The sequence below is a fragment of the Crateriforma conspicua genome (genome assembly GCF_007752935.1).
Lineage (GTDB): Bacteria > Planctomycetota > Planctomycetia > Pirellulales > Pirellulaceae > Crateriforma > Crateriforma conspicua.
Genome location: NZ_CP036319.1, coordinates 5107406 through 5127758, shown reverse-complemented (window position 1 = coordinate 5127758; position 20353 = coordinate 5107406). Strand labels below are relative to the sequence as shown.

Annotated in this window: 16 protein-coding genes; 3 read left to right on the top strand and 13 right to left on the bottom strand. The window is 58.7% G+C overall.

The features are described from left to right. Nucleotides 1-28: 28 nt before the first annotated feature. Complete coding sequence (mce, locus tag Mal65_RS18740; protein WP_145305039.1) at nt 29-442, bottom strand: methylmalonyl-CoA epimerase; 414 nt, start codon at nt 440-442, stop codon at nt 29-31. Nucleotides 443-900: 458 nt separating this feature from the next. After that, on the bottom strand, nt 901-3528 hold the full coding sequence (locus tag Mal65_RS18735) for a hypothetical protein (RefSeq protein WP_145301035.1): 2628 nt from the start codon (nt 3526-3528) through the stop codon (nt 901-903). 240 nt (nt 3529-3768) lie between these two features. On the opposite strand from Mal65_RS18735, the gene Mal65_RS18730 reads away from it, so the two are divergent. Beyond that, nucleotides 3769-5232 (top strand): sulfatase, encoded by a 1464-nt coding sequence (locus Mal65_RS18730; protein WP_196784287.1) that lies wholly within the window; start codon nt 3769-3771, stop codon nt 5230-5232. 150 nt (nt 5233-5382) lie between these two features. Further along, nucleotides 5383-7518: a S9 family peptidase gene (locus tag Mal65_RS18725; RefSeq protein WP_145301032.1), complete on the top strand. Its 2136-nt coding sequence runs from the start codon at nt 5383-5385 to the stop codon at nt 7516-7518. A 12-nt stretch (nt 7519-7530) separates the two neighbouring features. Here Mal65_RS18725 and Mal65_RS18720 read toward each other — a convergent pair whose 3' ends face one another. From Mal65_RS18720 to Mal65_RS18690, 7 genes are all read right to left on the bottom strand, one after another. Continuing rightward, nucleotides 7531-8628, bottom strand: a complete 1098-nt coding sequence (locus Mal65_RS18720) for a sugar kinase (RefSeq protein ID WP_145301029.1) — start codon at nt 8626-8628, stop codon at nt 7531-7533. A gap of 73 nt (nt 8629-8701) precedes the next feature. Then, nucleotides 8702-9334: a bifunctional 4-hydroxy-2-oxoglutarate aldolase/2-dehydro-3-deoxy-phosphogluconate aldolase gene (locus Mal65_RS18715; protein ID WP_145301025.1), complete on the bottom strand. Its 633-nt coding sequence runs from the start codon at nt 9332-9334 to the stop codon at nt 8702-8704. A gap of 90 nt (nt 9335-9424) precedes the next feature. After that, on the bottom strand, nt 9425-10216 hold the full coding sequence (locus Mal65_RS18710; protein WP_196784286.1) for a 3-ketoacyl-ACP reductase: 792 nt from the start codon (nt 10214-10216) through the stop codon (nt 9425-9427). After that, nucleotides 10213-11601, bottom strand: coding sequence for a glycosyl hydrolase (locus Mal65_RS18705; RefSeq protein ID WP_145301020.1), 1389 nt, complete (start codon nt 11599-11601; stop codon nt 10213-10215). The genes Mal65_RS18710 and Mal65_RS18705 overlap by 4 nt, the downstream gene beginning before the upstream one ends. A 238-nt stretch (nt 11602-11839) precedes the next feature. Beyond that, on the bottom strand, nt 11840-12811 hold the full coding sequence (locus Mal65_RS18700; protein WP_165701378.1) for a carbohydrate kinase family protein: 972 nt from the start codon (nt 12809-12811) through the stop codon (nt 11840-11842). A 112-nt stretch (nt 12812-12923) separates the two neighbouring features. Further along, entirely contained in the window at nt 12924-13763 is an 840-nt protein-coding gene (locus tag Mal65_RS18695; protein ID WP_145301014.1) for a hypothetical protein, read from the bottom strand. 98 nt (nt 13764-13861) lie between these two features. Then, entirely contained in the window at nt 13862-14551 is a 690-nt protein-coding gene (locus Mal65_RS18690; RefSeq protein WP_145301011.1) for a PTS sugar transporter subunit IIA, read from the bottom strand. Between the two features lie 335 nt (nt 14552-14886). Between Mal65_RS18690 and Mal65_RS18685 the strand changes: the two genes are divergently transcribed. Then, complete coding sequence (locus tag Mal65_RS18685) at nt 14887-16341, top strand: hypothetical protein (protein ID WP_145301008.1); 1455 nt, start codon at nt 14887-14889, stop codon at nt 16339-16341. A 44-nt stretch (nt 16342-16385) separates the two neighbouring features. On the opposite strand, the gene Mal65_RS18680 is transcribed toward Mal65_RS18685, so the two are convergent. The 4 genes from Mal65_RS18680 to Mal65_RS18665 form a co-directional block, all read right to left on the bottom strand. Then, nucleotides 16386-17183 (bottom strand): NIPSNAP family protein, encoded by a 798-nt coding sequence (locus tag Mal65_RS18680; protein ID WP_145301006.1) that lies wholly within the window; start codon nt 17181-17183, stop codon nt 16386-16388. 73 nt (nt 17184-17256) lie between these two features. Beyond that, the gene (locus tag Mal65_RS18675) at nt 17257-17976 is read right to left on the bottom strand and encodes a class I SAM-dependent methyltransferase (protein WP_145301003.1); all 720 of its coding nucleotides are present in this window, start codon (nt 17974-17976) and stop codon (nt 17257-17259) included. A 273-nt stretch (nt 17977-18249) separates the two neighbouring features. Further along, the gene (gene pssA, locus Mal65_RS18670; RefSeq protein WP_231131172.1) at nt 18250-19224 is read right to left on the bottom strand and encodes a CDP-diacylglycerol--serine O-phosphatidyltransferase; all 975 of its coding nucleotides are present in this window, start codon (nt 19222-19224) and stop codon (nt 18250-18252) included. A gap of 1 nt (nt 19225) precedes the next feature. Next, nucleotides 19226-20269 (bottom strand): phosphatidylserine decarboxylase, encoded by a 1044-nt coding sequence (locus Mal65_RS18665; RefSeq protein ID WP_196784285.1) that lies wholly within the window; start codon nt 20267-20269, stop codon nt 19226-19228. Nucleotides 20270-20353 lie beyond the last annotated feature (84 nt).

The following is a 20353-nucleotide window of genomic DNA, read 5'->3' as shown; positions in this document are numbered from 1 at the left end:
CCGACCATTCGCTGGAAAACGAATTTCATCAAGCTTTCATCGGCTGGCACAGTTCGGTCAGAACGCCGCAACTGCTCTTGGGATGCAAGAACGCGATTTGCGTGTGGTGGGCGCCCGGTCGCGGTGTTTCGTCGATCATTCGCAAACCTTCGTCCTTCAGTTCCGCGATCCGCGACGGCAGATCTTCGACGGTGAAGGCCAGGTGATGCAAGCCTTCGCCGCGTTTCTCGATGAACTTCGCGATCGGGCTTTCGGGATCTGTGGGTTCCAGCAATTCCAGCCGGACATCGTTGACTCGATAAAAAGCGACCTTCACCTTCTGGCTGGGCACGTCTTCGACGCCTTCAAACTCCGCGCCCAACGAACCTTCATAGAACGCTTTCTGATCCTCCAGCGAACGGACGGCGATCCCGACATGATTCAATGATTTGACGGGCTGCATCATCAAGACTCCTAATTGCGGTGAGCGACGGTGAAAGGCGAATCTTTGGTCGATCAAAGTGTGGCCGCCATCGAGATTGCCACAAGTGTGGACGCCCTGTCTATCGGACAAACAACACTTGCGACCTGACTTCTTTGCCGGGGCTTTCCTGACCGGTGTCGAGTCGATTTTCCCGACAAGCATGGGCTTGTAAAGCCAATGCGGTGGTATGCCGCAGTTGTAAAAGGCATCAAGATGAATTTCCAGCGTGTGCGGTCCTGCCGCACATCGTACCGAATGTCAGGTTTGAGGCGGGCCGGATGCCGGTGTCGCCCTGACAAGGGCAATGTTTGCGTTTCAGGTTCCGCTGGCGACATCGCCGGGAATGCAATCGCAACGCATGCGTGACCAATTGTCACGCCGCGGTTTTCATGCCGGCAAGCGACAAAGGTTGGCTTGGGAGACAAATCGTCGCGGAATTAGCGTGACGCCGTGTCGACGCGTTCCAAAAAGACCGCGTCCAAAGGACCCAGCTGAATGGCCGATCCGGTGCGGCGACCGTTGTTTGTTTTCGGATCCTGTTTCGCGCTGCCTTTGATGTGACGAAGTGACCCGACCAGGTCACTGGGAAGTTCAAATTTCATCGGCCGCGGCGACGGGTTAGCGATGATCATTCCATTTTCGAATCGTCGCGACAGCGCGTCGGGGTGGGCATGGACGCTGATCTGATGAAGGTATACCGCTTGGCCGCCTTCGATCCGGAATTCAATGTCCACTTTGGGGCTGCCGATGGCGGACGCGTAACAGCCGGCGGTGAATGGTTGGGCGCCGACCCAAGTGTTCGCCTTCTTTGCGGCCTGGCTTGGCAACGAATCCATGTCCGATTGCTGGATTCGGACGTTTGCCCAGGATGCGTGATCTGTTGTGGAATTGTCGTTGATTCCACAGTCGGCCAAGAATCTCAGTCGGATTCGGTTGCCGGCGAAATCATCCAAAGGAACGCTCCGGTGCAGCCATGAGTGTTCGTTGGTGGTTTCGTCAAAGATTGTTTGCGTGACCGACCGGTGCCCGTTGGAAAGCACGGTGGCTTCGATCATGAAGCGGACGCCGTCGCTTCGTTGTGGGCTAAGCGGTCCCATTCCCAAAGCAAAACAAAGCGACTGATCGGCTTTGACGTCGGTTTCGATGGTCCAGAACGTCGCACCTTTGGCGGCTTTGTAGGGTGGGTGGACCGAAAACGCGTCGAAGGTTTCTTCTTCAATGCTGACACGAGCGGCCGAAAACTTTGCGCCCGTCGCCGGATCCAGCGACCGATCACGCGTTTGGTTTCGCAAACGCATGCCGGTGACGATGTCGTCGCGTTCCATCAACGATTGTACTCGACCGTCGGTGATGCCCAGCGATCCCAAACGGGCCATCGTTGCGGAATACCCGGGCATCGGATCGGCGGACAACGTCGCCAGCACGGTCTGGTCAGGGCCCGACGTGGGAATCGCCGAGATGCGAAAGGCGGTGCTGGTTGCTACCGGATCGTTTGGCGTGATCCGCAGGCCCCCGTCGACCACTTGCGTGGATACGTTGCCTTGGATGATCTTCGCCAAGTCGGCCGGGCTAGGTGCGGCACCGGATATCAGGTCGGGCGTTCGAGCGGCGAGACGTTGCATGGGTTCGATTGGTTTTCCCAGCCACCCGGCTTCGCCCCGAGCACCGCCACGCAGTTCGTCCCAGATCCCGGGCTTGCCGCCGGGATCATTGGCCGGGCGGATCGAAAAGCAAACGGCGTTGTCGGCGGCGACCGCCGCCGCCATGGCCAGGCGATGTCGGGCCGGGGCGACATCCGGATGTCGAGTGACACCGGGCTGTCCCGCGACCGGTTGAATCCACTTGTGATTGACGTAGCTGAAAGCCGGAGCCCGTGCGTTTTCCTGCCAGTACAACAGCCGGTTCAGCCCGCCCGACCAATCGTCGAATTCCCAGTCGTTCAGATTCGGCCAGCCTTCGCTTTCGATGCCGTTGAAGATGCCAAACGCCCTTTGGCTGCGGCTGCCGCCTGGTCCCAGTGCACCATCGGCCAAAATCAAGAAATCATCCCCCATTCGTTCACGCAGTTGTTGTGCAAACTGGACGACGCCGATGCTGTACCGGTCGACGCCGTCGATCACCCCATCGTCCACGATGCCATCTCCGTCGGTGTCACCGTGCGTGTCGTTGAACAGAACATCGAATTCGATGCCGTCGAAGTCGGCCAGGATTCCGTCGCTGCTGAACCATCGTGCCAAGTCATCGACCAAATGATCGGTGCACGTCTTACCATTCGCATCGCGGGGGCAATGTGTGGCGTAGTTGTAGTACCACATCAAGTGATTGTTGCGTCCCCAAGGACCTTCGGTTTGATGGGCCGCCGCGCGACTGGCCCCGGCCTTGAATGCCAGCGGTTGTGTTCCATAGCATCCGCGACGAACGCGAATGGTTTGTTCCTTTGCATTGACCGATACCAGTTGCACTTGTTCGCAGTGGTTCCAGTCGTGTTTGCCGTCGGCGGTCATGCCAAACAGAGCAATGTCGTCGTTGCGGTTCTTGTACCGCCCTGTTTCGATTCGAAAATCGCGAACGTTCTGGACCGCGATGTCTGTCACGCCATTCTCGGCGGGCACATCTTCGGTGATGACGACCGCTTGTCGATAAATCCAGTGACCGGCAAAGAACGGTTCGGTGTGATAGCGTGGATCCCTGGCGTTGCCGTTGAAATGCAACATCACGGCTTGCCGCGGATGCTGTTGCTTAAAACGCCGAAAGAACAGCGCATTTCTTGGCTCGCGGTCCAAGCATTCTTCTTCCAAACACTTGCCCATGATGCCTTGCAAGCGTCCGTACGGTTCAGCCCAGGATTCGTACGTGGGATACTTACCGGTCTGGTAAGCCGATTCCGTTTGTCGAAAGAAAAAAGCTTGAGGGGCATCAGGCCGCAAGACCAGCAAACGGTTGATGTCCGGTGATGTTACCGGCGATTGGTCTTGCGCACCGGCGGAGACTTGCCAAAGGAAGCAGGCCAGCATGATCACGATCGGCACCGTGGCCGTCGATCGCAAAAGGGGGCGTTTTTTCATCGGAGATCCGTGGGACAAATTCAATCGCATGGGGTGTCAATCAGGTCGCGACGGCAAACACCTCCAACCTAACGGTCCTGGAGCGGTCTGTCCGCTATGCGGCAGGTTGTCCTGATAGGCCGCTTACCGATTCGGCATCGTCGGGACTGCTATCATGGGCGATGACGACTATCGAAATTCTCGTCGTCATCCTATCCCCCCTGCCCCGTCCAACAAAATTCCCGCCTGGTGGACCATCCAATGAATGTTGTCAGTTGTCGTCGTATTTTTCGTGCCCCGCTTGGTGGATGGATCGCGGTGATCACGCTGTTGGTTGGCACCGCCGGCGCTGATTCACCCAAAAACGTTTTGATGATTTGCGTCGATGACCTGAAACCCAACATCGGATGTTTCGGTGATCCGGTGGCGGTGACTCCGAACATCGATGCGTTGGCGCAACGCGGCGTCAGTTTTCAATCGGCCTATTGCAACCAAGCGGTGTGTTCGCCCAGTCGCAATTCGCTGATGACGGGCCTGCGTCCGCAAACGATCGGCGTGTACGACCTGTCGACCCACTTCCGCGACGCGGTGCCCGATGTGGTAACCGTGGGCGAACACTTTCAAAAGTTTGGCTATCAAGTCCAAGGCCTGGGAAAGATCTATCACACCGGACACGGCAATCATGACGACAAGCAAACTTGGACGGTTCCGTCGTGGCGTCCCAAGGGTTCCCAATACGTGCATCCCGACAGCTTGGCGAATCGGGTGAAGGATTCTCGTGGGCGTCTGCGTGGTCCGGCGACCGAAGCGGCGGATGTGCCGGATGATACTTATTCCGATGGGAAGATCGCCGATGAAGCGGTGCGGCGGCTGCAACAATCGGCATCCAATTCCGAGCAGCCGTTCTTCTTGGCGGTCGGATTCTTAAAGCCTCACCTGCCCTTCATCGCACCACAAAAGTATTGGGACTTGTACGATCCCCAAAGTCTGCCGATGCCGGAATATCGACAAGCTCCACAGGGGGCACCCGATTATGCGCCGACCAACTGGGGCGAACTGCGCAGCTACAGCGATGTGCCCAACGAAGGTCCGCTGCCAAAAGCGATGCCCCGCGATTTGATTCATGGATACTACGCCGCGACCAGCTACATCGATGCGCAGATCGGAAAGGTCTTGGATGAATTGAATCGTCTGCAACTTGCCGACCAGACGGTTGTTGTGCTGTGGGGCGACCATGGTTGGCACTTGGGCGATCACGACATGTGGTGCAAGCACACGAATTACGAACAGGCGGCGCGGATCCCCGTCGTGGTGGCGTCACCCGAAGGCGCAAAGGGACAGGCCACGCAATCCTTGATCGAAACTGTTGACATCTATCCCACCTTGGCCGAATTGGCCGGCATCGATGCACCCCTCGGGCTGGACGGTCGCAGCTTTGCCGCCGTGGTTCGCGATCCCAAGCAGACGACCCGCCCCTTCATCACGCATGTCTATCCACGCAGTGGTCGGCTGGGGCGAGCGATTCGGACGCCTCGATACCGCTTGGTTCAGTGGGCCGCGATCAAGGGCGGCGACCAGGGCGTGGATTTGGAGTTGTACGACTATCAAAGCGATCCGCTGGAAACCAAAAATGTTGCGGCGGAAAACCCGGAAGTCGTTCAGGAATTGTTGGAGTACTTAGGCCGGCAATCCGCCCCCAAACAAGCCTGGAAGCCGCAGGGGTAACGCCCGCCGGTGATCTTTGCGCGGGCGTTGGGGCGCCCGCCGATCACGGGGATGCACTGACTGGTCAGGTCGTCGTCCTGAAACGGACTGGGGCAATCCTTTAAGATTGTCCTGCTGACCTTCAGTCCGACTTCCCTGTGTGAGTGAATCATGACCAAACAACGATGGCGGGTCGCCTTTGGATGGCTTGTCCTATGGCCGGTGCTTGCCGCCGGTACCTTGCAGGCCCAGTCAGAAGACCGTGGATCCGAATCCGGCGAACTGCGTCGCTTTAGCCCCGCGGATGTCGCAAAAGTTCGTTACGTCACCAATGCGAAACCGTCGCCCGACGGATCGCAGGTGGCTTACCTGTTGTCGGTGCCACGCCGTCCGATGAGCGATGACAATGGTCCCGCATGGACCGAATTGCATGTGGTCGATCGTGACGGGCAAACACGTCCGTTCGTGACCGGCCACGTCAACGTGTCGTCGACGGCATGGAGTCACGACGGATCGGCAATCTATTTCGTCGCCAAGCGAACGGGCGATGATCATAGTGCGTTGTATCGCATCGCCATCGATGGCGGTGAAGCGATTCGTGTTCTAACGCACGAGACGGGAATTGGATCTTATTCCCTTTCTCCCGACGGAGAATCGATCGCGTTCCTGGCCACCAAGCCCGTCCCTGAGGACGAAAAGAAGTTGCGCGATCAGGGGTTCGATCAAGAGATTTACGAAGAAGATGTCTCGGCGACGTTGGTGTGGCTGTCCAAGTTGCCTACGGTCAACGATGTCCTGGACGGCAAGGATGATGCACAAGCAAAGCCGCTTGAATTGCCGGGGGCTGCGTCGCAAATCCACTTCAGCCCGTCCGGTAAAGAACTGGCGGTGGTTCTGGCGCCGACGCCGTTGATTGACGATCACTACATGGCCAAAAAAGTCCACATCGCCGATGCGGAATCGGGCCAGATCATTCGTGAGATTGAACACGTCGGAAAGCTGGGCCAAGTGGCATGGAGCCCCGATGGGAAACGATTGGCGTTGGTCGGCAGCGCGGATATCCATGATCCCCACGAAGGACGTTTGGTGATTGCCGACGTTGTTTCAGGGGATGCGGACCGACCGGCAATTCGCGATCTGATGCCGGAAGACGATTCGCACGTTGAATCGATCGCTTGGATCGACGACACCACGCTGGTTTATTCGGCCGCCGAAGGTGTGTCATCGCGTTTGGGAACAGTCACGATCGATGGCCAGCGAAACGACTGGATCGAACCCGGTGGCGAATTGGTGATTGACGCCATGACAAAGGCGGCCGATGCCAATTCTTTTGTCCTGGTCGGTGAATCCGCCAACCATCCTCCCGATGTATTCGCGGTTGAGAAACAAGGAGATGCACCAGAGCGGTTGACGATATCGAATCCGTGGCTTTCGGAAATGCGTTTCGCACGCCAAGAACCGATCCGATGGACCGCCGCCGACGGTTTGGAACTGGAAGGCGTACTGATGTATCCGCTGAACTATGTCCAAGGCCGGCAGTATCCGACGATCATGTACGTCCATGGCGGTCCGGAATCGCACGAATCCAATGCGTGGTTGACCAGCTATGCACGGCCCGGTCAAACCGCTGCGGCCATGGGCTTTGCCGTCTTCTATCCGAACTATCGCGGCAGCACCGGTCGCGGCGTCGAATTTTCAATGATGGGCCAGGCCGACGCGGCCGGAAAAGAGTTTTCCGATTTGATCGATGGCGTGGACCATTTGCTTGACATCGGAATCACCAAACCCGATGCGGTGGGCATCACCGGCGGATCGTACGGTGGTTTTGCGTCGGCCTGGGGCACGACGTACTACTCGGATCGTTTCGCCGCCAGCGTGATGTTTGTGGGGATCAGCGACAACGTTTCCAAGGTCGGGACGACCGACATCCCCGAAGAAATGTTCTTGGTGCACCATCGAAAACGCTTGTGGGACGACTGGGACTACTTCTTAGAAAGCAGTCCCATCTATCACGTGCAAAAGAACCGAACGCCGACGCTGATTTTGCACGGAAAGAACGACCCCCGCGTCCACCCGTCCCAGTCTTTGGAATTGTTCCGACATCTAAAGACGTTGGATCAGGCGCCGGTGCGTTTGGTGATGTATGAAGGCGAAGGTCACGGCAATCGCAAAGCCGCGGCACGGCTGGATTACAACCTGCGGATGTTGCGCTGGATGCAAGAATTTTTGCAGAAGAAATCCAGTGCCTCGCCGCCGCTGAAAATCGATTATCAGGCGGCACTTGGCGAAGATTCGTCGAATCCGTAACGGGGCGTTTGCTTAGCGGACGACGCGAGCGCTGCCGCCGCTTTTCAGTTTTTCGACTTCTTTCAAACTGGCCATCGACGTGTCACCCGGTGTCGTCATGGCCAGTGCCCCGTGGGCGGCACCATACTGGACCGCTTCCGCGGCATCGCCGGTAGTCAAAAAGCCGTAGATCAGGCCGCTGGCAAAGCTGTCGCCACCGCCCACACGGTCCAAGATTTCCAGATCTTCGTACTGTCGTGACTGATGAAACTGGCCGGCGTGCCAGACGATCGCACTCCAGTCGTTAATCGATGCTGTTTTCACGCCGCGCAAGGTCGTCGCGGTCGCTTTGAAGTTGGGGAATTCGGCGGTGGCACGCTCGATCATCTTTTTGAAATTGGTGACGTCCAGCTTGCTAAGGTTTTCGTCCACCCCATCGACTTCGAATCCCAGGCAAGCGGTGAAGTCTTCTTCATTACCGATCATCACGTCGACGTGCTGGGCAATCTTGCGGTTGACGTCTTGACATTTGGCGTGGCCGCCGATGGCCTGCCACAAGGATGGGCGGTAGTTCAGGTCATAGGAAACGACGGTCCCATGACGGTGTGCTGACTGGACCGCTTCCAGCACAACGTCGGGGGTGGTTTCGCTGAGCGCCGCATAGATGCCGCCGGTGTGGAACCAACGAACGCCCTGTTTGCCGAACAAGTCGTCCCAGTCGATGTCCCCGGGTTTCAACTGGCTCGCCGCCGTGTTTCCGCGATCGGCCGCGCCGACGGCACCACGCACACCGAACCCGCGTTCGGTGAAGTTCAGTCCGTTGCGGACGGTGCGGCCGACTCCGTCATAGTCGAACCATTGCACCCACTGCGTGTCCACGCCGCCGGTCAGCATGAGGTCTTCCACCAAACGACCGATCGGATTGTCAGCCAACGCGGTGACGATCCCCGTCGTTAAGCCGAAGCAGCGACGCAATCCGCGGGCGACGTTGTATTCGCCGCCGCCTTCCCACGCTTGGAATTGCCGTGTCGTGTGAATGCGTCCTTCACCGGGATCCAGACGCAACATGACTTCGCCAAGGGAGACCAAGTCATAGCGGCACTGATCAGCGGGACGAAGATTGATAGTCATGTCGATCGTTCAGCGAATGGAAAAGAGTTGGGGGAGTTAGTCGCGGGGGCGGACAAAAGTCAGGGCTGCATGTTCAGTTTGGGGTCGCCAACGTCACAGCTTCGGCAACCAATCGCTCCACCGATTCAAAGTCGGATTGCGTGATACGATCTTGCGGCACCATCCAACTACCGCCACACGCCAGCACGGATGCCAGTTGCAGGTAGTCCTTGACGTTGGCGGGTGAAATTCCACCGGTCGGAATGAAGCGGACATGATGATAGGGCGCCGAAACCGCCTTCAACAATTTGACGCCGCCCACCGCTTCGGCCGGAAAGAACTTCAGAGTGTTCAGGCCCAAGTCCAATCCCATTTCGATGTCCGATGGATTGCTGACACCCGGAAAGACGGGGATGCCCTTATCCAGCGCGTGGCGAACGACTTTGGGATTTAGACCCGGCGAAACGATAAAGGACGCACCCGCATCCTGGGCTTGGTCGACTTGCTCGGTCGTCAGCACGGTTCCGGCACCGACGCACAAATCGGGATTTTCCGCCATCCGCCGGATGCTTTCACCTGCCGCATCGGTGCGGAAGGTGACTTCGGCGATGGGCAGACCGCCGCTGACCAATGCTCGGCCCAGCGGTTCGGCATGGCCGGCATCCTGCAGCACGATTACGGGAACCAAACGGTGTTTTTCGATGACATCCTGGGGAACCGTGGCCACTGCAAAAACCTAGGGTGATTCGTAAAAGTAGTGAGAAAACTTGAGTCAAGTGAAGGTCGTTGATCGCGACGTGTGATGCCCACGCTGAACTTACAGACGTGGAATCGTCAGCCCGCCGTCGACATGAATGACCTGCCCGGTGCTGTAGGCAAAGTCGCCGCGTGCCAACGATGCGACAACGCGACCGGTGTCCTCGGGATATCCCCACCGCTGCGTCACGCAGATGCCGTCACGGATCAGACGGTCATACTTGTCGGTCACCGTCGCGGTCATGTCCGTCTTGGTGATACCGGGACGCACTTCAAAGACCGGAATATTGAGTTCGCCCATTCGAGCGGCGAACAGTTGTGTCATCATCCCCACGCCCGCTTTGGCCAAGCAATAGTCGCCGCGATTGGTTGACACCATGGTCGCGGAGACACTGCCCACGTTGATGATGCAGCCTTGGTAATCGGCGTCGTTCGTCTTTTGCCGGACCATCCAAGCGGCGACTCGGCTGGTCAGAAGGTAGGGCCCCTTCAAGTTGGTCCCCATGACGAACTCGTATGAATCTTCGTCCGCTTCCAACAAATCCTTGCGCTCTTTGGGCGCGACGCCGGCGTTGTTGACCAGGACATGGATGCCACCGAAAGCTTCTTCAATGCCGTCGGTGATCATCTGGTGTGTCTGTGTGGATGCAATATCACCGGCAAAATAATGCACCGCCGGCGACTGTTTTTTCAGTCCATCCAAGACGTCGGCAACTTGTTCGGCCGGACGCATGCCATTGATCGCTAGTGCGTAGCCCTCATTGGCGAGGGCTTTGGCAATTCCCAGTCCGATGCCGCGGGTGCCGCCGGTAATCAAGGCGACCTTTAGGGCTTTTTCCTTCGACTGGTTCACGACGGCAAGCATCCATAAAACGTGTAGTCGGTTAGCGTATCGTCGGCCAAACGTTGCACGTACAAGGCCAGTTCACGCAGGTGATAATCACCCCACATGCAAGATTGGCCATTGGCGATCGATTGGCCTTCGGCGACCTCGTCCCAGCCGCGCGGCTGGTGATAAATGCTATGCAGCAACAATCCTTGATGATCGTTGCTGGTGCTGAGGTACGGTTCCTGCAGCAGATTGGCGGTCACGTGAAGTCCAGCTTGTCGGTACTTGGCGGCATCATCGTCGCCGCGACGTTGCAGGACATCACCCAAACGCAGCAGCCCCTGGGCCGCGATGGCCGCAGCCGAACTGTCCACGGGTTCCCACTGATTGAACGGGTCGGCCGGCTGGTTCAAGTAATCACCCAACCGGTGAAGTTGCGGGGCACCGGTGTCCCAATAAGGGATGCCGCAGGTCGGGCTGTTGGCCAGATAGAAGTCGCAAGTTTGGCGGGCCGATTCCAGCATCATGGATTCGGCGTTTTGCAATTCCGATGAATCGACGTTCGATGACGCCAGAACATCCCGTAGAAATTCCAACTGTTCGGCATAGCCCAACATGGCCCAGGACAATCCACGGGTCCATGTCGTTAAACCCGAAAAGCCCTGCTGTGAACTCGGGCATCGGAACAAACCGTCGTTCAAGTTGAACACCGCTTCATGCGCGGTCCGTCCGGGAACGTCGTAACGATCGCGATCGGTTCCGTGATAGACGTTGTATTTGTCGGTCGTTCGGATGTGCGTCAGTGCGCGGCCGGCCAACGAAATCGGTTGGTCACCTTCGCCCATCAACACGTGTCCTAGCGCGTGGCCGACCATCAAAATCCGACAGGATCGGATGGTATCGATGAACAGCGAATGGGGGCCATTGAAGGAATAGACATAGCCTTCGCTGGGCGAAAGCTGTGTCCAGCGTGACGCCTGGACGGCCGCCGACGTCTTCAACGCCAGTTCATAAAACCTGATTTCCCAATCCGAGGCTTGGATGCGGTTCTCGCGGCATAACCGCAGCAGGTTTCCGTAGGTGGACAGGTTATTGAACCCATGGTCATGAACGCCGACATGGCTGACATGCGTCGCCATTCGGTCGACCGTGTTTTCGCGGCCGATCTTTAAGAAAGCAGCGTCGTCAGTTGCATCGTATTGCAATACGGATGACCCGTAGACGAAACCTTCGGTCCATTCGGTCCAGCCTCGGGTGGTGTAGCGGCCGCCGATGGTGAAGACGGGCGTACCCTGGGATTTGTCGTAATCGTTTTCCAGACTTTCCAGTTTCGCCGCGGATGCTTCCCACATGCGTCTGATGGCGGGCAACAGCGATTCTGGTGTCACGGTCGGTTCGGGAATGATCATCGATACAGGAGATGAGGGAACGAGGGCCGGTGTGACATTGAAACGCCGTCCGCTTGGGCGGCCCTGCCGCGGGCTGGAAGCCAGGACTTGGCAGCGTCACCCCGATGGGACGGCGGGGGGCCCTGGCGAGAGGGCGATCGATCAAGATCATGCATCAAACCGCAGCGGATGACCAGTCGGCGTCCGTCGCCCACTGGCCAGGTCGGCGGTGAAGGGATCGAGTGTCGCCGCAGCAGATTCAACTGCGATATTGTTCCAGTTGGTACAGATTCCCGTCGGTCGATGTCGCGCCGGCATTCTGGCAAATCCTTGCGGCGAACTGGATCGCCTGATTTAAGCATGCTTCCATTGATTGACCGGACAACAGACCGTCGATCGTGGCCGCGGCGAACGCATCGCCCGCACCCACCGTGTCGACCATCTTGGCCAGTTTCGGTGCCGGAACGAATACGCTGGCATCCGGGGTGACGGCGAATGCACCGTGCGGACCACAGGTCACAAAAAACGTCCGGCAATTCCAGCGGTCACGCAAGCGGGCGACCGCATCGGAGACTTGTTGATGAAACTCAGGCGACTCCGGTGCAATCGCCTGACCTGTCATCGATGAAAGCTCTTCATCATTCAGCTTAAAAAACGTGGCGTCCCTGGCAATGCAGTCGACTACATCGTCACGGACCCATGGCGGGCGCATGTTGATGTCGATGAAGCGATACGTTCCGTTCGATTGAACCCACGATCGCAAAATGTCCATGGACTCGGGGCGACGCCAAGCGAGCGTTCCCAGGTACAGGAGACAGGCATCAGGTGGCTGGACGGTCAAATCGCCGGGGGCGTCAATAAAGTCGTACGCCACCGGGTACACCAAATCGTAATCGGGTGTGCCATTGGTCAACGTGACTTTGACGATGCCGGTTTCTCGGTCATCGCCGCGGACCACACCGTCGGTGTTCATGCCCCACTGTTTCAGCTTGTCAAAAATCAGTCGGCCACGATTGTCGTTTCCGATTTTTGAGACGAAGACGGGATCGCGTCCGAATCCACGCAAGTTCCAGGCAACGTTCAGCGGAGCGCCGCCGACGATATCACGGCCGTCGGGAAACGAATCAATCAGAGCTTCACCGACGATCACCGGTCGCAAACCGGTTGGAATTCCCAAGTGGTCTTGATGGGACGCGTGCGCAGCGTCGGTCGAATCGGACGGTTCAGACATGCCGTAACAATCGGGTGAATGGATAGTGGATCGCGACGGTGCCATCCTACCCGTTGTCTTTGATCCCTTGCAGGACTCGCGTGGCCAAGCCGCATCCGGTCGGCCTGCGGCATCACGCCGCGCGGCGGGGACTGGCTTGGGGATTCGACTGGGTTGGTGGCACGCCGACCATGTTTCGCAGCAAACGTTGGACCGCCGCGACAGGGCCCGGCTTTGCAATCACTGTGTCGACCCCGGCATCCCGCGCGCTTTGGATTTGCTGGGGTGTTGCCAACACCGTCATCCACCCATGGCGAGCACTCGATCGCGTGCACCGACCCGCTTGTCGGATGCGGGTACGCCAAGTCGCGACGTCGGTGGGGGCCGCCAAGCTGTCGTCCCACAAACAAAGATCGATGTTTCGCACCGAGGTTGATTCAACATTGTTGGCCCAGCAAACGCTGTGGCCATCGGCGGCGACCAAGTCCATCCAATGGTCAGCCGTGGCCAAACGGTCGGCCAGCACCAAAACGGCGGCGGGTCGATTCAAGCCAGTTCCAATGGTGTCCTTCGCAGCTTTCGCGACCATCGGGTTGGCTTCGGTTGCGGGGGACGTCCAATATTCCTGCAAGCGATCCGCGGCGATCCGCCAAGACATCGGGACCGTGTTTGGGTCGCGCCGCGCCGATGGCACCGTTTGGCACAGCGACGTATTGACGATCCAACGCTGAGCCGACGGATAGACGTCCGCGATCGTCGAAAGAGTGGCCGCGTCCATTTCGCCCGACTTTGATTTAACAATCATGACCAAGCGGACCGATGCCGCCGGGCGATCAACGGCGTCCTGCAAATCGGAACGATACGCCACTTGTGGACAAACGTGTTCGGCAACCGTCGACAGACGTTGGACTTCCACACGACGGCGTGGACCGATCCACAGCAGGGTGCCGGGGCTGGTGATTGAACAAGGCATCGCCACAAATCTCCTTACGAGCGGCGGACGGTTGGATCATCGATGTCGTTTCATTCGTTTCGACACGGCGTTGGGCACTGCACTGCGTCGACGGCCGATCAGCTTTCAAAATCCACGATCGATTGCCAAGCCTGATCGGCAGAGGTTGCGGACCGAAGATGAGCAAGGAAGTCCGGCTGAGAGACCAAACGGCTGAGCTTCGCGAGGATACGAAGGTGAGCGGAGTCGTTGTAAGAGCAAATCAAGAAGAACACGTCGGTCAGATGGCCACGGCCCGAGGAGAACGGGATGCCCGCCGAACAGATGCCCAGGGCTAGGACCGATTCGGCAAGGATCGACGTCTGGGGACGACGCGGGTGCAGCAACGCGACGCCACAATCCAAGGCGGTGGGATGCAGTTCTTCACGTGTTTTGACCGCTTCGGACATCGCCGCGGCGTCCCACAGGTATCCCGACGTGGACGCCAGATCGCACATGGACCGAATCACACTGCTTCGCGTCCGCGCCTGTAGCGGGACGGCGATGTTGCTGGGTGGGCAAAGCTGCGACAACGTGGCATCACCCGCGTCGCCGTGGTTGCGCTCCAACAACGCTTCCACTTTGTCCAGTTCATCGTCGTCGCTTAACCCGATCCGTTCCTCCAGCCAGTGGTGGATCTCCGCTTCGTTGAACTGCCACTGGCCGCCGACTTTGCGACCGGGCAATTTGCCGCGGTTGGCCATCTTGTTGACTTGAGCCGGCGTCAGGTGCAAGTACTCGGCAAGTTTGTCGACATCTAGGACGTCCATCGTGCGATCGGCTGGGTGGAAAGGAAGAGACGGAAAGACGGGGGGCGGGAAACGTTGGTTGCGGCCAGCGGCGAACAGGGAATTCCAGAAACCTGTGACTTCGGGTAGCGGGGACTTTGCCGAGTCCTGGCCCGTCTGGGACGCCCCGTCAGCGGGCGGAATTTGGATTGTGGGTGGACCCGGTGCGCATTCATCTTGACCGAATTCGCAAAAAATCGGTAGTTCCGTTCAAGTCTGTCGCAGCGGTAGTCGACACGGCCGAGTTTTGCCTGCCGATTCACCCCCGCTGCTTTTTACCCAACGTCCTGAATTCACCGACCGTGGCAACCTTCGCGATGAAGTTCACGAATCAGCGTGATCGCCGAACATTGGCGGCCCGAGATCCGGGACGTTGGTGCTGCGCGTTGGTGGTGGCGATGCTTTGCATGGTCGCCGGCCCGAACCACGCGCGTGGACAGGGTGGGTATCCGTCCCCGATCGATTCGCCTCAGACCGATTTAACGCCGATCGGACCACCCGCATACAGTGGCGGAACCAACGGCAGTGGATTGCTGTTCGATCCGTATTCGACCAGTGGGTCGGCCGGTGCTTCGTTGGGAATGCCGACGACACCGCCACCGGTCGCTGGCGGATCGGGGTATCCCAACGGCGGTTTATTTGGCCAGATGTTTTCTTCGGGGCCGCCGGCCACCTATCCCGGCGGCACACTTTCGTCGGGAAGTACGACGTTGCCGCCGCCCGGTGGTGCGTTACCGAATGCTTACGGTGCGACGACCGCGGCACCCTACACGGGATCGATTTACAACTATCCGCCGACCGGTGGCGGATCGGTCTATGCACCCGGCCCCGGCGGCGCGGGGGCTTATCCGTCCAGCATTTATCCTCAGGGATCGCCGTCGACGTTGTTCCCCAACGGGATGTTTGGTGGTGCGTCGATCGGCAGTGTGATCGCCCAGGACCCGATGATCTACAACGCTTACCGTCGGTTCCAAGGGCCTCGGATGCGTTACACGTACATCGGTCGTGGCAGCGGTGCCGAAGACGTGAACCAAAACATCTTTGATTTCTCGGCCGCGTTCGCGTGTCAAAACTTCATCGCGTCGGGACGCCCGCTGTACATCGTCCCGTCGTTTTCGCTGCGTCTGTGGGATGGGCCGATCAGTCCCGGCGGCCCGGTCAGTCCGGATCTGCCCGGACAAGCCTATGACGGATTTTTGGATTTCGGATGGCAGACCGATCCGAATCAGATGTTCGGTGTCGAACTGGGAATCCGTACGGGCGTCTTCACCGACTTTGAAACCATGAACAGCGATTCATGGCGGATCCGTGGCAAGGGCTTGGCGTCGTTTCGATTGACGCCGGCGTCCACATTGAAGTTGGGCATTTACTATCTGGATCGCAATACGATTCAGCTATTGCCCGCCGGCGGATTGCTTTGGCAACCGAATCCGCTGAAACGCTGTGACATCTTTTTCCCCGAGCCCAAGTTTGCGCACTATTGGCGAACCATCGGGACGCAAGACGTCTGGTGGTACATCGGTGGCGAATACGGCGGCGGTGCCTGGACGATCGAGCGAGCTGACGGAACCAGCGACAATGTCGAGATGAACGACCTGCGGGCCATGTTTGGCTTTGAATGGGGCCAAAGCGAATTGATCCGCTCGGGCCGCCGACGTGCCTTCATTGAATTTGGCTACGTCTGGGATCGCGAGGTGAACTACAAGTTCAATCCACAGGACGATTTTTCACCCCGCAGTGCGTTCATGTTCCGCGCCGGATTCGGCTACTGATTCACGCTTGCCGCCGCGCCGGATTGCACCGGCGATTCACGTCATCACATTTGTGAATACGGTTTGGGTGTCAAAACCAGTTTGTCGATCCGGCTGACCGTGTTGGCATATTGCTTGTCCTTGCTAAGGACTTTCCAGTCCGGATGGACGCGAAACGCTTTCCACGCTTCGTTGCGTGCCTCGTCGTTTTCATAAACGGTCAAGTACGTCAGGCTGGGCTGTTGCGGACCCACCAAGCATTGACCGATGAAAATCGGTTGGATGTCGCAATCCAAGAAGATGGGGACTTCGCCGTTGTTGAACATGTCCACCTTTTTGGCCGCCAGTCGCTCGTTGGCGCTTTCGTACAGACGCAACTCATACACGCGGTCGGGATTGTCCAGCGTGCCGCTGGGTACGTTTAGTTGCTTCATGCAGTCCATTGCCACCAGCAGTTCGGTTTGAATCCGCTGGAACGCTGGTTCGTTGTGCGCACGCTGCAGGTACGCGTCGGCATCTTGCAGGTATTGCGTGTCGCTGGACAGCGCGGCGGCTGTCTTGGCGATGTCCGCGGCGCTCTTGTAGGGGATGACCACAACGACCCGGTCGGACAAACGTTTGTTGTCGTTGGGGTTCAGAGATTCCGGATAGGCGAACGCGCCGACAGGACCGATTTCTTGACGCTGTAGTGCCGGGATCAAAGCGTCGGCAAGGTACTGGTCCAACGCTTGGGCGTCGCTTTGTTCGCCCAGGATGTAGTGCCGGACTTCGTACAGCTCCGGTTCATCAGCTTGTGTGGAGGTCATCGGGACGCAGGCCAGGACGGCCAAGACGGCGGCGGAAAGCCAGGGGCGATGGTTCATTTGCGGTCGTTGATGCGTGGTTGGGGAAGGAAGGAAACCAAGGCAGTGGTTCCGCATTCTACCCGCCGGCGCATCAGTCGTTGCAATCGACCGCCGATTCCATTCGATCGACTTTACAGGTCGCACGCAGCACGGTGAACAGCGACCAGGGCTTGGGCTTGAAGCGGTCTTCCAGGCGGATCGGCAACTGGTCCAGCAAGGGATCCAGACGCAAATCGGTCCGCCACCCCAAATGCTTGGTCAGGTTGCCGGCGGAATCGACCACCGCGGCGATCAGCGGGTTTTTGCTGCGGAAATGATTGATCAGCAAGATTTGACCGCCGGGGCGACAAACGCGGACCATCTCTCGCATCATCGCCCGGGGATCATTGACCACACTGACGGTGTGGAACGAAGTGACCAAGTCGAAGCTGTCGTCTTCAAAGTCCAGCGATTCCGCGTTCATCGGCATGACACGGATGTGTTGCCAGTCGTTCTTGTCGATGCGTTCCTGGGCCTCGGCCAGCATTGGGACCGACAGATCCACGCCGGTCAATTCAATGTGGTGGGGGTAGGTGTCCAGCGACAAACCTGTTCCCACCCCGACCTCCAGAACTTGGGTGGCCGGTGCGATGTCCAGAGCCGCGATGTTCTCCGCGATCCGCCGTTTGGAAACGGCGGGCCACAGCGCTTCGTACGCCGGGACCAGTTGGTGGTACAGCGGGCTGGATGCCGGCTTGTTGGACGTTTTGCGGCCGCGCCGGTCGGACGATGGCCGTTTCGGGTGCGGTTTGGACTGAATGTCGCTGATCATAGGTTGCGATCCGTGTATCCGTATCTGAATGCCCCTTCGGTCGTGCAGACGCGTCCCGTGACATTCGCTGTCAACGCCCACTGTTTGGTGCCCAGCCGGAGGCGTCAAGTCATGCTGGTTTGGCCACGAAAACGTCCTAACTATCAGGCAGGTATCGGTTTACGTGTCGCAAAAGTCCGCTTCGCACGGTCAATCATGAAGAAAGTATTACGATCCGTATACACGAATCACACCGCATCGACGGTTGTGTCGGCTCCGTCGGGAACGGCGGACCTAAAAAGTATCCTCCGCCGACGAATCCGCTTCGGACAGTGCCGATTCACCGTCGGCGGTGGTGGGTGACCACAGCGATTTGATCGGCGCACCGAATGCGAAGTAGCAAAACACCATCGGCAGTGCGACCCAGTGCAATAAGAAGACCAAAAAGACCGCGAACAGAGCTTGGCCGATTTGGTGTGGCGGACGACGGCCGCCGATCCACTGGCGGACGACGTGCGGATACTGGAAACGCGATACCATCAGGAAAGCCAACGCCAGAGCCAGGCAGGGGATGACATAGTGCGACGCATCCAGCGACCACGTCGCGGCGGCGCGGATGAAACTCGGCAGGGCCTCCTTGGTCTGCAAATCGGCAAGGTCTGGCATGGCGATGGCAAACGCCGCCAGGGTGCCTGCCGCCGCGGGACTTGGCAAACCGTCAAACCCGTCGTGCGGGTCGTCTTCGCCCGTTTCGACGTTGAATCGGGCCAGCCGGATCAGCACACACAACGTGAATAGCACTCCGATGGCCCAGGTCAGACGCTGGGGCAACCGGTCGCTGATCTGCCAAACAATCACCGCCGGTGCGGTGCCGAAGGTGATGGCATCACACAGGCTGTCCAGTTCTGCGCCGAACTGGCTGGCCTGCCCCGTCAGTCGCGCCGCCGATCCGTCCAACGCATCGAACACCATTCCGCCAAAGATCAGGATGCCGGCGGCAAACAGCTTTTGTTCGTCCGGCCATTGCAGCGTCGTGCTCATGGCAATCGCAATGGCCGCCAATCCACAGACACCGTTGCCCAGGGTCAGCAGCGTGGGCAGCACGGCCAGCATGACCTTGCGCCGCTTCTTGGCTTGGCGTCGACGTCGGTCCCGGCGGCGGGATCGAGGGTTGGTCGTCTCGTCGCCCAGGGGCCCGTCGTCAAGCGATTCCTCGGCGTCGGAATCGATGTCGTCCCGCTGGGCGTCATCGATCAGTCCGCGTGTCATTTCACTCATACTTTGCCAACACCGTGTTTCCGGCGGCGATTTTCTGTCCCAATTGGGCGACGACACGGAGCGATGGGTCGTCGGGGATCAATAGTTCGGTCCGCGACCCCAGCTTAATCATGCCGAACATTTCGCCACGCTTTAAAACGTCACCGGGACGTACCCAGCACACGATGCGCCGCGCGAACTGGCCGGTGATCTGACGGATGCGGCACCGGCGTGACGCGATCGGCCCGGGAATTTCGCCGGCGTCTAATTCGACGGTAACGTCCAAATTCTCGTTTTCTTTGGCGGATTCGGGACGCAACGCGTTCAAGAACTTGCCGGGGCGGTAGCGGATCGCCACGACTTTTCCGGGCAAGGACGCGCGGTTGGCATGCACGTTGAAGATCGAAAGAAAGATCCCGAACTGGATACACACACCCAATTCCGGGTCCTCGACGCGTTCAATCTGGACCAGTTTGCCGTCGGCCGGTGCGACGACCGTCCCCAAGCCCTCGGGGACCGCACGCGCGGGGTCGCGAAAGAACCACACAATCAAACCCGCGACGATCAGCGGACCGATCGCCAGAGGCCACCAAAACCAGCCGGCCGCCAAGGCCAACAACAACATGCCGCCGCCCAAGATCAGCAGTTCGGCCAGGCCCACGCGGACGAACGGCAGACTTTCACGCCAAAAAAACGGATCGTCGGCCTGATCCCAATGGTAGGTCGCCTGGTTGCGGAAATACTTCACGTCCCGCGGGTCGACGGGATCGAAAGGCAAGTCGCCACGGTCACCCTGGCGCAGTGACTGCATTCGACTGACATAGCCCGGAAAAAAACTTCGCAACCAAGCTCGCCGTAAACGGCCCCAGGCCAATTCGATCGACATCACGATCCCGCCGCCGGGCTGGATGTTTTTCACTTGGGGATCCATCGCGGGCTGTCCCGAATCGTCCGCCTGCTGGGGGGCTTCGGCGGCAGTGTCGGCCGGGTCAGACGAGGCGTCCGGTGGCGGGGTTTTTGGCGGCTCGGGCCGTGACGATGTTGGGGGTGTGCTCATGTTAAACAAGCGTATCCGCTATAACGGACGGCTGTCGACACGCCGCCAACGTTTCGATGGCGATCAACCTGTTTCGGCGGATCA

Excerpts from the sequence above, each read along its gene's own strand:
- mce (WP_145305039.1), bottom strand. The coding sequence starts at position 442 with ATGCAGCCCGTCAAATCATTGAATCATGTCGGGATCGCCGTCCGTTCG.
- Mal65_RS18735 (WP_145301035.1), bottom strand. The coding sequence starts at position 3,528 with ATGAAAAAACGCCCCCTTTTGCGATCGACGGCCACGGTGCCGATCGTG.
- Mal65_RS18730 (WP_196784287.1), top strand. The coding sequence starts at position 3,769 with ATGAATGTTGTCAGTTGTCGTCGTATTTTTCGTGCCCCGCTTGGTGGA.
- Mal65_RS18725 (WP_145301032.1), top strand. The coding sequence starts at position 5,383 with ATGACCAAACAACGATGGCGGGTCGCCTTTGGATGGCTTGTCCTATGG.
- Mal65_RS18720 (WP_145301029.1), bottom strand. The coding sequence starts at position 8,628 with ATGACTATCAATCTTCGTCCCGCTGATCAGTGCCGCTATGACTTGGTC.
- Mal65_RS18705 (WP_145301020.1), bottom strand. The coding sequence starts at position 11,601 with ATGATCATTCCCGAACCGACCGTGACACCAGAATCGCTGTTGCCCGCC.
- Mal65_RS18700 (WP_165701378.1), bottom strand. The coding sequence starts at position 12,811 with ATGTCTGAACCGTCCGATTCGACCGACGCTGCGCACGCGTCCCATCAA.
- Mal65_RS18695 (WP_145301014.1), bottom strand. The coding sequence starts at position 13,763 with ATGCCTTGTTCAATCACCAGCCCCGGCACCCTGCTGTGGATCGGTCCA.
- Mal65_RS18690 (WP_145301011.1), bottom strand. The coding sequence starts at position 14,551 with ATGGACGTCCTAGATGTCGACAAACTTGCCGAGTACTTGCACCTGACG.
- Mal65_RS18685 (WP_145301008.1), top strand. The coding sequence starts at position 14,887 with ATGAAGTTCACGAATCAGCGTGATCGCCGAACATTGGCGGCCCGAGAT.
- Mal65_RS18680 (WP_145301006.1), bottom strand. The coding sequence starts at position 17,183 with ATGAACCATCGCCCCTGGCTTTCCGCCGCCGTCTTGGCCGTCCTGGCC.
- Mal65_RS18675 (WP_145301003.1), bottom strand. The coding sequence starts at position 17,976 with ATGATCAGCGACATTCAGTCCAAACCGCACCCGAAACGGCCATCGTCC.
- pssA (WP_231131172.1), bottom strand. The coding sequence starts at position 19,224 with ATGACACGCGGACTGATCGATGACGCCCAGCGGGACGACATCGATTCC.
- Mal65_RS18665 (WP_196784285.1), bottom strand. The coding sequence starts at position 20,269 with ATGAGCACACCCCCAACATCGTCACGGCCCGAGCCGCCAAAAACCCCG.